Annotated in this window: 11 protein-coding genes and 1 pseudogene; 9 read left to right on the top strand and 3 right to left on the bottom strand. The window is 59.6% G+C overall.

Going from position 1 to position 11,977, the window contains the following annotated elements; translation table 11 throughout:
• Positions 1-71: 71 nt before the first annotated feature.
• The 4 genes from tsaB to QF043_RS22385 all read left to right on the top strand — a co-directional run bounded on the left by tsaB (position 72) and on the right by QF043_RS22385 (position 3,026).
• The gene (gene tsaB / locus QF043_RS22400; RefSeq protein WP_307420226.1) at positions 72-755 is read left to right on the top strand and encodes a tRNA (adenosine(37)-N6)-threonylcarbamoyltransferase complex dimerization subunit type 1 TsaB; all 684 of its coding nucleotides are present in this window, start codon (positions 72-74) and stop codon (positions 753-755) included.
• 253 nt (positions 756-1,008) lie between these two features.
• Positions 1,009-1,311 carry a hypothetical protein gene (locus tag QF043_RS22395; RefSeq protein ID WP_307420225.1) on the top strand — a complete coding sequence of 101 codons (303 nt, stop codon included), beginning with the start codon at positions 1,009-1,011 and terminating at the stop codon, positions 1,309-1,311.
• Positions 1,311-2,171, top strand: a complete 861-nt coding sequence (locus QF043_RS22390) for a DUF72 domain-containing protein (protein WP_307420224.1) — start codon at positions 1,311-1,313, stop codon at positions 2,169-2,171. Before QF043_RS22395 ends, QF043_RS22390 begins: the two co-directional genes overlap by 1 nt.
• Before the next feature lie 27 nt (positions 2,172-2,198).
• The gene (locus tag QF043_RS22385) at positions 2,199-3,026 is read left to right on the top strand and encodes an isocitrate lyase/phosphoenolpyruvate mutase family protein (protein WP_307420222.1); all 828 of its coding nucleotides are present in this window, start codon (positions 2,199-2,201) and stop codon (positions 3,024-3,026) included.
• Position 3,027: 1 nt separating this feature from the next.
• Here the strand turns inward: QF043_RS22385 and QF043_RS22380 are convergent, their stop codons facing one another.
• Positions 3,028-3,648 carry an energy transducer TonB gene (locus QF043_RS22380; RefSeq protein WP_307420221.1) on the bottom strand — a complete coding sequence of 207 codons (621 nt, stop codon included), beginning with the start codon at positions 3,646-3,648 and terminating at the stop codon, positions 3,028-3,030.
• A 96-nt stretch (positions 3,649-3,744) separates the two neighbouring features.
• On the opposite strand from QF043_RS22380, the gene QF043_RS22375 reads away from it, so the two are divergent.
• Positions 3,745-4,527 carry a class I SAM-dependent methyltransferase gene (locus QF043_RS22375; protein ID WP_307420220.1) on the top strand — a complete coding sequence of 261 codons (783 nt, stop codon included), beginning with the start codon at positions 3,745-3,747 and terminating at the stop codon, positions 4,525-4,527.
• Between the two features lie 105 nt (positions 4,528-4,632).
• Here the strand turns inward: QF043_RS22375 and QF043_RS22370 are convergent, their stop codons facing one another.
• Positions 4,633-5,277, bottom strand: a complete 645-nt coding sequence (locus QF043_RS22370) for a TetR/AcrR family transcriptional regulator (protein ID WP_307420219.1) — start codon at positions 5,275-5,277, stop codon at positions 4,633-4,635.
• Between the two features lie 93 nt (positions 5,278-5,370).
• Here QF043_RS22370 and QF043_RS22365 point away from each other — a divergent pair.
• A pseudogene (locus QF043_RS22365) lies at positions 5,371-6,472 on the top strand (efflux RND transporter periplasmic adaptor subunit).
• A 6-nt stretch (positions 6,473-6,478) separates the two neighbouring features.
• Entirely contained in the window at positions 6,479-9,544 is a 3,066-nt protein-coding gene (locus QF043_RS22360) for an efflux RND transporter permease subunit (protein WP_307420218.1), read from the top strand.
• A gap of 103 nt (positions 9,545-9,647) precedes the next feature.
• Here QF043_RS22360 and QF043_RS22355 read toward each other — a convergent pair whose 3' ends face one another.
• Positions 9,648-10,238, bottom strand: a complete 591-nt coding sequence (locus QF043_RS22355) for an Lrp/AsnC family transcriptional regulator (protein WP_307420217.1) — start codon at positions 10,236-10,238, stop codon at positions 9,648-9,650.
• Positions 10,239-10,432: 194 nt separating this feature from the next.
• Between QF043_RS22355 and QF043_RS22350 the strand changes: the two genes are divergently transcribed.
• A complete protein-coding gene (locus QF043_RS22350; RefSeq protein WP_307420216.1) occupies positions 10,433-11,047 on the top strand; it encodes a LysE family translocator in 615 nt (204 codons plus the stop codon).
• A gap of 51 nt (positions 11,048-11,098) precedes the next feature.
• On the top strand, positions 11,099-11,692 hold the full coding sequence (locus QF043_RS22345) for a threonine transporter RhtB (RefSeq protein WP_307420214.1): 594 nt from the start codon (positions 11,099-11,101) through the stop codon (positions 11,690-11,692).
• The last annotated feature ends 285 nt before the right edge of the window (positions 11,693-11,977 follow it).

Genomic DNA, 11,977 nt, shown 5'->3' with positions numbered 1-11,977 from the left:
TACAACGGCCCGCTTGCGGGCCGTTGTTGTTTATACTGGCGCACTTTTTTTCGACTTGGACACCTACACCGATGAGCACCCTGCTGGCCCTGGACACCGCGACTGAAGCTTGCTCCGTCGCCTTGCTGCACGATGGCAAGGTCACGAGCCACTACGAGGTGATCCCGCGTCTGCATGCGCAGAAGCTGTTGCCGATGATCAAGCAACTGCTGGAAGAGGCGGGCACCACGCTGTCAGCCGTGGATGCGATTGCTTTTGGCCGTGGCCCAGGCGCCTTTACGGGTGTGCGTATCGCCATCGGTGTAGTGCAGGGCCTGGCCTTTGCGCTGGAGCGCCCGGTACTGCCGGTGTCCAACCTTGCGGTATTGGCCCAGCGTGCATTGCGTGAACACGGCGCGACGCAGGTGGCGGCGGCGATTGATGCGCGCATGGATGAAGTGTATTGGGGCTGCTACCGCGAAACTGCTGGCGAAATGCGTCTGGTGGGCGTGGAAGCCGTACAGGCTCCGGAATCATCGGTGTTGCCTGCTGATGCCAGCGGCGACTGGTTCGGCGCTGGCACTGGTTGGGGTTACGGTGAGCGCATCGACGTAAAGCTGGCTGGCGAAGATGCAACAATGTTGCCCCACGCCGAAGACTTGCTGACCCTGGCGCGCTTTGCTTTCGAGCGCGGCGAAGCGATTCCGGCCGACCAGGCTGCACCGGTTTACCTGCGCGATAAAGTTGCGCAAACCAAGGCTGAACGCGGCCTTTAATTGTGGCGAGGGAGCTTGCTCCCGTTGGGCCGCGAAGCGGCCCCGCTGTTAATGGATCGGGACTGCTGCGCAGTCCAACGCGAGCAAACTCCCTCGCCACAGTAAGTGCGACACACCAGCAAATCCGCCAATCGTCAGAATTTGCCCCGGTTTGTAAACCTTTTACAAATTATGTGTTCTAGTTATCACCAGAGCATTTGCGCACCACGGAAAGTGCCGCTAAATTGCCATCATTGATACCGAGTCTGCATGTATGCGTATAGACGGTTTTTCCTCACAGCCCTACCCACTCAAGCGTAAGCCGCGCAAGGCGAACGTCACGGTAGACGAGTCCGTCGAAGATTCGCCGGACTTCATCGAGGTTCAGTCCGAGTCGCAGCCCAGTGCCCAGGGTTCTGGCGCTGCACGCATCAGTGGCCTACCTGCCCGTCAGCAAGACATGGTCTTCCCCCGTTCCATGAGCAAAAGCGTCGCCACCGCGCTGGCCAGCTACCTGACCACCGCCGGCTTTGTCGAATGGGATATGGAAGTGCTGGGTCTCGACATCCACATCTGATGCGCCTGCCTTACTACATCGGCTGCCCGTCCTGGAGTGAAAACGCCTGGCGCGAGTACCTGTACCCAGCCGATGCCCGTTCCGGCGACTACCTCGCTTTGTATTCCCAAGTCTTCAACGCCGTTGAGGGCAACACCACGTTTTATGCCCGCCCCTCGGCCGCCACGGTGCAGCGCTGGGCTGAAATCATGCCTGAGGATTTTCGCTTCACCGCCAAATTCCCGGGAGACATCAGCCACGGCGGCGACCTGCGCGAGCAATTGCCGGCAGCAGAAAGCTTTGTCGGCTTGATGAGCCCCTTGGGTGAACGGGTTTCGCCACTGTGGCTGCAATTGTCAGCGAGCTTTTCGCCGCAACGCCTGGGCGAGCTGGCGGGTTTTATTGACGGCCTGGAGCGCCCGCTGGCCGTGGAAGTGCGCCACCCGGAGTTCTTCGCCAAGGGTGATGCCGAGCGCAGGCTCAACCGGCTGTTGCGCGACCGTGGCGTCGAGCGTATTTGCCTCGATCCGCGTGCGCTGTTCAGTTGCACTTCCACCTCTGCGGCCGTGCTGCACGCCCAGTCGAAAAAGCCCAAGGTGCCAACACGCCCGGCGGCGTTGACGCAGTTTCCCCAGGTGCGCTTCATCGGTCATCCGGAACTGGAGGCCAACGACCCATTCCTGATCCCATGGGTGGAAAAAATTGCTGGCTGGATCGAAGAGGGGCGCACGCCTTATGTGTTCCTGCACACCTCGGATAACCGCCTCGCCGCGCAACTGGCACTGCGTTTTCACCAACAGTTGATGCTGCGCTTGCCGGGTTTGCCAGCGCTGCCGACCTTGCATCGGGAACCCGCAGTGGAGCAACTGGGGTTACTCTAGGGCTCCTTTTTCCGACAGGAGTCAGCCATGGATGCCCAAACCCTTCGCGCCGAAACCTTCAAGGCCTTGCATGAGCGTGATCGCGCGTTCGTGATGCCCAACCCGTGGGACGCCGGCTCCGCCATCATGCTCGCCAGCCTGGGTTTCGAAGCGTTGGCCACCACCAGTGCGGGCTATGCGTTCAGCCTCGGGCGCCCGGACGCGGAAGGCGCATTATCCCTTGAAGACACCTTGGCCAATGCTTCGGCGATTGTGCAGGCCACTGCGCTGCCGGTTGCGGCTGATCTGGAAAACGGCTTCAGCGACACCCCCGAAGGCTGCGCCCAGACCATCCTGCGCGCCGCAGCCTGCGGCATTGTGGGTGGCTCTATCGAAGACGCCACGGGCATCGCGGTCGACCCGATCTATCCGTTTGACCTGTCGGTGGAGCGCGTGGAAGCCGCCGTCGCCGCTGCCCGCAGCTTGCCATTTGCCTTCACGCTCACCGCCCGTGCAGAAAACCTTCTGCATGGCCGCCTGGATTTGCCTGACACCATCCGCCGCCTGCAAGCCTACGCCGAAGCCGGTGCAGACGTGCTCTACGCCCCCGCCTTGCGCAGTGCCGAAGAAGTGCTCGCGGTGGTCAAGGCGGTGGCGCCCAAGCCGGTGAATGTGCTGATGTCCGGCGGCTTGAACCTGAGTGTGGCGCAGTTGAGCGAGATGGGCGTGCGCCGTATCAGCGTCGGCTCGGCCATGGCGCTGGCGGCGTATGGCGAGTTCTATCGGGCGGCGCAGGAGGTGTATGAACTGGGCACCTTTACCTTCACTGAACGCAAGATGCCGTTCAGCCAGGCCAACGGTTTTTTCAAAGATTGAATCAGGCCGCCAGGCGCAGGTTGTTGAGGATCAGCGGACGCGCCCAGTGATAATCGAAGTCCAGCGCCTTTTGTTGCGCCACCAGCTCCTCGGCCGGGTAAGGCGTGGCGGGCGGTGGCAGCAGGTCCAGTTCGAATTCGGCAATCGGCAGGTGCAACGGCTGGGGCTGCGGCGCAGGGCCAGGCTCAGGCGGCGGGTGGCCGGCATTGAGCACAATCGGGCGGACCCAGCCGCTTTCGAAGTTTTGCTGACGCTGCTGGGCGATGATTTCTTCTGCCGGGAACGGCGTGGCAGGTGGCGGCAGCAGCTCGGTGTCAAATTCGGCGATGGGCAGGAACAGCGGTTCCGGCGGGGCGATCTCGGTGTCGTGCACGTCGCACTCACGCTGGGTGAGGATCTGCGACAACAGGTCGGCGCCTTCGCTGGGTTCTACCGCCGGGTCTCTCGGCGCCGAGGCTTTGGCCGCCAGCGCGCCCGGCGTATCGCCAAGTTGCTCGGCCAACGCCCGGGCGAAGAAGTCCTGCCACACATGGCTCACCCCGGCCAGCGCTTGAGTGTTGCGCAGGCCGTAGTGGTTGTGGGTCGGCAGTACACCGATGGTTAGGGGAAGAATGTCTGACATTTTTCTCGGTCGACGCTCAGCTCTGGCAAAATACCTGACTGTTGTTTTTATCGGCCGTCGTTTGCCGATCCTTAATATTTTTGAGCGTAGCGATTGATGAGCGAACAACCAGCGGCCAGCCGCATTCGGGTCGAGGCTTTGGCCGACGGTTTCAAGGCCCGCGCCGAGCACTGGGCCGCGCAGCTTGGCCTGCCTTTGCAACTGGATGAGGCGGACTTTTCCCTGCAAGTCGGGGAACACGGCCTGCAATTGCAACAGCTCGGGCCTGACGCGCCGGGGCCGGTACGCGTGGATTTTGTCGAAGGCGGCGCGGCGCATCGGCGTCTCTATGGGGGCGGCAGCGGGCAGATGATCGCCAAGGCGGTCGGCGTGGCCCAAGGCGTGCGCCCACGGGTACTCGACGCCACGGCAGGCCTGGGCAAGGACGCGTTCGTACTCGCCAGCCTTGGCTGCGAGATGAGCCTGATCGAGCGCCAGCCGTTGATCGGCGCCTTGCTCGAAGACGGCCTGGCCCGCGGCGCGGATGACTTTGAAGTGGCGCCGATTGTGGCGCGCATGCAGTTGCTCAAGGGCAACTCGATCGAGGTGATGCGCAACTGGCAGGGTGAGCCGCCGCAGGTGATCTACCTGGACCCGATGTTCCCGCACCGTGAGAAAACGGCGCTGGTGAAGAAGGAGATGCGCCTGTTCCGCCCATTGGTGGGCGATGATCCGGATGCTCCAGCCTTACTCGCTGCGGCCTTGGCCCTGGCCAGCCACCGCGTCGTGGTCAAGCGCCCGCGCAAGGCGCCGTGCATTGACGGGCCGAAACCGAGTCATGCGTTGGATGGCAAGTCCAGCCGGTATGACATCTATCCGAAGAAAGCGCTTAAACCTTAAATTTTCACTGGCCTCCAGGGCCTCTTCGCGAGCAAGCCCGCTCCCACCTTGGAATGCATTCCAACTGTGGGAGCGGGCTTGCTCGCGAAAGCGTCCTTCCAAACACTACAAGTCTTCAGGCCGATACGCCCGCATAAACAACCCCACCACCTCCTGCACATGCGCTTCGGCGGCTTCTTCACTCAACTGCCCGCCACACCCATACAACAAGCAGAAATTCGCCGTGCCCTTGAGCAGGCAAAAGAAGTGCTCGGCCGCCGTAAACGGTTTGTCGATGCTCAAGGCGCCACTCTGGTCGATACGGCTGAGCAGGCGCTCCATGCCTTGCAGCATGCGCATCGGCCCGGCCTCAAAGAAGATCTGCGAGAGTTTCACGTCCTGATTGCCGGTGGTCATCATCAGGCGGTGCAGGTTCACCGATTCTTCGCTGTTGATCAGCCGATGAAAGCCGCGCGCGATGTTCAGCAGCACGGTGTGCACCGGCATGCCCTCGGGCAACTCGAAATACATCACCGGCAACTGTTCCTCGCACTTGGCCACGACGGCGGCGGTGAACAAGGTCTCTTTATCGGTGAAGTGGCTGTACACCGTCAGTTTTGACACGCCGGCCTCAAGGGCCACGGCATCCATGCTGGTGCTGGCGTAGCCATTGCTCAAAAACAGGATTTTGGCTGCTTCGAGGATTGCCTGGCGTTTTGCCATGTCCTTGGGACGCCCGGGGCTATTGGTGTTTACAGGATTGTCGGACATTTTCACCTTTAATACTGGACTGGTGAGTTTGGTATTAATAACATACCGGCCAGTATAATTATTCCTAGCTCCATTTGCGAAAGGTCCTTCAGCATGCGCAGTACTTTCCTGCCCCTTGCGTTGCCTGTCAGCCTGATCTTCCTGTTGGCCGCCTGCGGCCATGAAGAAGCGGCCCAAACCACCATTCGCCCGGCCATGGTGGTTCAACCGCAGCCTTCGGCACTGGCGATGGACAGTTTTCCGGGGGAAGTACGCGCCCGTTATGAGCCGGACCTGGCCTTTCGCATCGGTGGCAAAGTCAGTAAGCGCCTGGTGGAGGAGGGCGAGCGGGTCAAGGCCAACCAGCCATTGGCAGAGCTCGACCCCCAGGACGTGCGCCTGCAACTGGAAGCTACCCGCGCCCAGGTTGCCGCCGCCGAAGCCAACCTGAGCCTGGTGCGCGCCGAACGCGACCGCTACAAGACCCTGATGGACCGTCAGATGGTCAGCCGCTCGCAGTATGACAATTCCGAAAACCTCTACCGAACAGGTGTTGCACGCCTTAAGCAGATCAAGGCCGAGTTCGACGTATCGAGCAACCAGGCCGGCTATGCCGTGTTGCGCGCGCCTCAAGATGGCGTGGTCGCCAAGCGCGCGGTGGAAGTCGGCCAAGTGGTGTCCGCTGGCCAGACGGTGTTTACCCTGGCCACCGATGGCGAGCGCGAAGTGTCGATCAGCCTGCCCGAGCAAGGTTTTGGCCGCTTCAAGATCGGCCAGCCGGTGTCGGTGGAATTGTGGAGCCAGCCTGACCAGCGTTTCGCCGGGCGCATTCGTGAACTCTCACCGGCCGCCGACCCCAAAATCCCGCACCTTCGCTGCGCGCGTCGCCTTCACCGGCGGCAAAGTCCGCGCAGAGCTGGGCCAGAGCGCACGCGTCTTTATCCAGGCCGACGGTGTTGTCCCGCTGTCCGTGCCGCTGTCGGCCCTGAGTGCGGAGAACGGTGCGTCCTACGTCTGGCGGGTACAGCCGGACAACACCCTCAAACGAGCCCCGGTGCGCATCGGCGCTTTCGGTGAAAAAACCGTGCCGGTGCTCGAAGGCTTGGCCCCCACCGATTGGGTGATCGCGGCGGGCGTGCATGTGCTGCATGAGGGCCAGCAAGTGCGCCCAGTGGATCGCGCCAACCGCGTTGTGAATCTGGCGGCCAAGGAGTAGTCCCCGATGGGTTTCAATCTTTCCGAATGGGCGTTGCGTAATCGCCAGATCGTACTGTTCCTGATGATCCTGCTGGCCGTGGTCGGCACCTTGTCCTACACCAAGCTGGGGCAAAGTGAAGACCCGCCGTTTACCTTCAAGGCCATGGTCATCAAGACCAACTGGCCGGGCGCCACGGCCCAGGAAGTCTCGCGGCAGGTCACCGAACGCATCGAGAAAAAGCTGATGGAAACGGGCGAGTACGAGCGCATTGTCTCGTTCTCGCGGCCCGGTGAATCCCAGGTTACCTTCATAGCCCGCGATTCGATGCACTCGGCGCAAATCCCGGAGCTGTGGTACCAGGTGCGCAAGAAGATCAGCGATATTCGCCAGACCTTGCCGCCGGATATCCAGGGGCCGTTTTTCAACGATGAATTCGGCACCACTTTCGGCAATATCTACGCCCTGACCGGTGACGGTTTCGACTACGCGGTGCTCAAGGATTACGCTGACCGTATCCAGATTCAGCTGCAACGCGTGCCGGACGTGGGCAAGGTCGAGTTGCTGGGCCTGCAGGACGAGAAGATCTGGATCGAGCTGTCCAACCTCAAGCTCGCCACCCTCGGCCTGCCATTGGCTGCGGTGCAGCAGGCACTGCAAGAACAGAACGCTGTCTCCACCGCCGGTTTCTTTGAAACCCCGACGGAACGCGTGCAACTGCGCGTCTCGGGTAACTTCAAAACGGTCGATGAGATCCGTAACTTCCCGATCCGCGTCGGTGACCGCACCTTGCGCATCGGTGACGTGGCGCAAATCCACCGCGGCTTCAACGACCCACCGGCGCCGCGCATGCGCTACATGGGCGCGGACGCCATCGGCCTGGCCGTGGCGATGCGTGACGGCGGCGACATTCTCGTATTGGGTAAAGCCCTTGAAGGCGAATTTGCCCGCCTGCAGAAGAACCTTCCGGCGGGCATGGAGCTGCGCAAGGTCTCGGACCAGCCGGCGGCGGTGAAAACCAGTGTCGGCGAATTCGTTCAGGTACTGGCTGAAGCCTTGGCCATCGTGCTGCTGGTGAGCTTCTTCTCCCTCGGCGTACGCACCGGCATGGTGGTGGCCCTGGCGATTCCGCTGGTGCTGGCGATGACCTTTGCGACCATGTATTACCTGGGCATCGGCCTGCACAAAATCTCCCTCGGTGCCTTGGTGTTGGCCCTGGGCTTGCTGGTGGACGATGCAATCATCGCCGTGGAAATGATGGCGATCAAAATGGAGCAAGGCTACGACCGGCTCAAGGCCGCGAGTTTTGCCTGGACCAGCACCGCGTTCCCGATGCTCACCGGCACATTGATCACCGCCGCAGGTTTCCTGCCGATTGCCACTGCGCAATCGAGCACCGGCGAATACACCCGTTCGATCTTCCAGGTGGTGACCATTGCCCTGCTGGCCTCGTGGGTCGCGGCCGTGGTGTTTGTGCCGTACCTGGGGGAAAAACTCCTGCCGGACCTGGCGAAGATTCATGCGGCCAAACACGGCACGGATGGGCCGGATCCCTACGGCACGCCTTTCTATCAGCGTGTAAGACGCTTGGTCGAATGGTGTGTGCGTCGGCGCAAAACCGTGATCGTATTGACCTTGTTGTTGTTTATCGGCTCGGTGGCGCTGTTCCGTTTTGTGCCACAGCAGTTCTTCCCGGCCTCCGGTCGCCTGGAGCTGATGGTCGACCTGAAACTGGCTGAAGGTGCCTCGCTGAGCAACACCGCCGACCAGGTCAAGCGCCTGGAAGCCTTGCTCAAGGAACATGCCGGCATCGACAACTATGTGGCCTATGTGGGCACCGGTTCGCCGCGTTTCTACCTGCCGCTGGACCAGCAACTGCCGGCTGCCAGTTTTGCGCAGTTTGTGGTGCTGGCCAATACCATTGAAGAACGCGAAAGCCTGCGCACCTGGCTGATCGAGACCCTTAACGAGCAATTCCCCGACCTGCGTTCACGCGTCACGCGCCTGGAAAACGGCCCGCCCGTGGGCTACCCGGTGCAGTTTCGCGTGACCGGCGAGCACATCGAAGAAGTCCGTGCCCTGGCGCGCAAGGTCGCGGCCAAGGTTCGCGAAAATACCCACGTGGTCAACGTGCACCTGGACTGGGAGGAACCGAGCAAGATCGTCTACCTGAATATCGACCAGGACCGTGCCCGTGCGCTGGGCGTCAGCACTGCCAACCTGTCGAAGTTCCTGCAAAGCTCCTTGACCGGCTCCACCGTCAGCCAGTACCGCGAGGACAACGAGTTGATCGAGATCCTGCTGCGCGGCACCGTGCATGAGCGTACCGAACTGTCGCTGCTGCCGAGCCTGGCGGTGCCGACCGACAACGGCAAAAGCGTAGCGTTGTCGCAGATTGCGACCCTTGAGTATGGCTTTGAAGAAGGCATCATCTGGCACCGCAATCGCCTGCCCACGGTGACCGTGCGTGCCGACATCTACGGCAAGGAACAGCCGGCGACCTTGGTCCAGCAGATCCTGCCGACCCTGGAAGGTGTGCGCGCCGAACTGCCGGATGGTTACCTGCTCGAAGTGGGCGGCACCGTCGAGGATTCGGCCCGTGGCCAGAACTCGGTCAAGGCCGGCGTGCCGCTGTTTATCGTGGTGGTGCTGACCTTGCTGATGCTGCAACTGCGCAGTTTCTCACGCACCGCGATGGTGTTTCTGACGGCGCCGCTGGGCTTGATCGGTGTGACCTTGTTCCTGCTGGTGTTTCGCCAGCCCTTCGGCTTTGTCGCCATGCTCGGCACCATCGCGCTGTCGGGCATGATCATGCGTAACTCGGTGATCCTGGTGGACCAGATCGAACAAGACATCAAAGCCGGGCTCACGCCCTGGCAAGCGATCATCGAAGCCACCGTCCGACGCTTCCGCCCGATTGTACTGACGGCGCTTGCGGCGGTATTGGCAATGATTCCACTGTCGCGCAGCGTGTTCTTCGGGCCGATGGCGGTGGCAATCATGGGCGGTTTGATTGTGGCGACGGCGTTGACGTTATTGTTCTTGCCGGCCCTGTATGCGGCCTGGTTTCGCATTAAGAAGGAGGCGCACTAGTTCATGACGGGAGACGAAGGCGTGTAGTTAGTGTTGGCGGGTGTGGGAAAAGCCTGAAATCCGATAACTGCTGTTTAAGCCTGAATGTCTCCCACTTGTTTGATTAGAGTGGGGGCAGTTTTTTCTCAACGGTTTTTATAATGGAGGTGTTGGTGTCGGCTAACGGCGTTATTTTTTGTAATGTCTGGTCAAGGTGGCTGACGGAGTGTGTGTACAGATGGCAGACGAAACTGTCTTCGCCGGTAATCTTGTAACAAACAATACACTCAGGCATTTCTGACAGTAACTGCTCCACGGTTTGAAAATTCCCCGTCAGCGGTTTTACCCGCACCAGAGCTTGAAGCGCAAACCCGAGAGCGTGTGCGTCCAACTCTACGCTGAACCCGCTTATAACCCCTGCCACCTCCAGGCGTTTGAGACGCTCGCTGCAACCTGGGGCAGATAACCCCACCTGCCGGCCAAGTGCGCGGATAGACGCCCGCGCATTCTGATGCAGGGCGATCAGCAGCGCGCGATCAATTGCATCGAGTGTCTGATCGTTTTTTGTAAGCCTTTTCATTAGATGGACCTTACGAACATTGATGAAATAGCGTGAAAATCTTACATACCACAGATCCCTGAAAAAAGAATGGATTTTTAAAAGGTTTCCATCTATTTTTTTATTCTTGAATGTGCGAATTACAGCTGCGTTCAAAAGTTACCGCCGGCTAAACGATGCGGCGGTGTTTGAGTGAGTGTTTTTAACTTGCTATAAATTTTATTGAATGGGTGTATGAAAGTGCAAAGCGGTCCAGTGCGTGGTGGTTGTGAGGGGTGCTAACGTTGAGTTCCAACTACAAGGCGGTGCGGTTTCATTAAGTTTTGAATAAAGCTACCGAGGCGCTTCACATGTTTGATGTCACGCTAAGTGTTTACCAGGCGATATTCACCTTTACCCTCGCAGCTATCGCCTTACTTGCCAGCCCCGGCCCCGCCACCCTGGCGCTGGCAGCCAGCGGCGCGGCGTATGGCATGCAACGCTCGTTTGAGTTTTTTGTCGGGATCACCCTGGGTTTAGTGATTGCCATGGCGTTGGTTGCCTCGGGTCTGTACGTCGTCTTGCACAGCTTTCCCGGGTTGGCGGTGGCACTGACGGTCATCTCTATTGTTTATATTTTTTGGTTGGCTTACCGCATTGGCACGGCACCGCCCATTCAGGATGAGCAAGCCGTGGTCACGCCGGGCTGGGGTGCCGGTTTTGTGCTGGGGGTTGCGAATATCAAAGCGTATGCCGCGTTTGCAGCGTTACTGGGCAGTTTCACCTTGGGTACGACGCCGGGCTGGGAGCAGGGTACAAAAGCGTTTATTTGTTTATTGGTTTGCGTGGTATTCGATTTTTTGTGGCTTTTTGCAGGCAGCCGGATGCGCAAGTTGTTCATCCATCCCGTTTGGAGTCGACGACTTAACGTAAGCTTCGCGATTTTGATGGTAGCGACTGTCGCCTGGTCATTCACGCTGACGTAGTAGCGCTATCGGTGGGAGGGCCCGTGATCATTCCAACCGAGGAAAACCTTCATGTTTGGGACCGTTTCTGCACTGGTGTTGTTACTGGTCGTGCCTGGGCCGACAAACACGCTGCTGTTACGCGCGGGTGTGTTGTTTGGGTTTGCCGCTTCGTGGCGTATGGCATTGATTGAATGCCTGGCTTATCTGCTGCAAGTCTCTGTCTGGGGCGTGGTGTTGTTTTATCTCTCGGCCTGGTCACCGTGGGCGGTGAAAGCCACTCAAATGGCGGCGGCCTGCTATCTGCTCAAATTGTCATTCACGCTGTGGCAACGCCACACCAGCATCGCCGACTCAAGCCTCGATCGATTTTCCAGCCTGCATTTTTTCTGGCTCACGGTGATGAACCCCAAGGGCCTGCTGATTGTTTCGTTTATCGCGCCGCTCGGCACCTTCACGTCGCTGCCAGGCTATGTCGGGTTCATGACCCTGCTGGCGTTGGTGGTGCTACCGGTAGGCACCGCCTGGATCGTACTGGGCAGCCGTTTTGAAGGGGTTCAGAAAGCCTGGTTGACCCCCTTGAAGATCAACCGCATGGCCTCTGTGGCTATCGGTTGTTTTGCCACAATCATGATGGGGCGATTGGCAGGGGCGGTGATTCACTGATTCACATGCGGATGCAAACCGACGTGTGCGGCTTTGGAACGTTTGTCTTTTTTACTCCACTCAGAATTGCCTGATGGACAGGCACAGGTTTTGATTTTGCCGATTCGGCAGTCCGGCCTTTTTCAATGAGTTTATGGAGTTTTAGATGGCTTTTTTTGATGCTGTATTGGCTTTCAAAGGTGCGTTTCTCGGAGCCCTGCTGGGCAATAACTTACCGCGCCACAATGCCGGAAATGGGTATAGGCCGGGGCATGCAACAAACTATCACCACAATCGTCCTCATAC

The sequence above is a fragment of the Pseudomonas sp. W3I7 genome (genome assembly GCF_030816095.1).
Taxonomy (GTDB): domain Bacteria; phylum Pseudomonadota; class Gammaproteobacteria; order Pseudomonadales; family Pseudomonadaceae; genus Aquipseudomonas; species Aquipseudomonas salomonii.
This window is presented reverse-complemented; position numbering and strand designations above follow the sequence as displayed.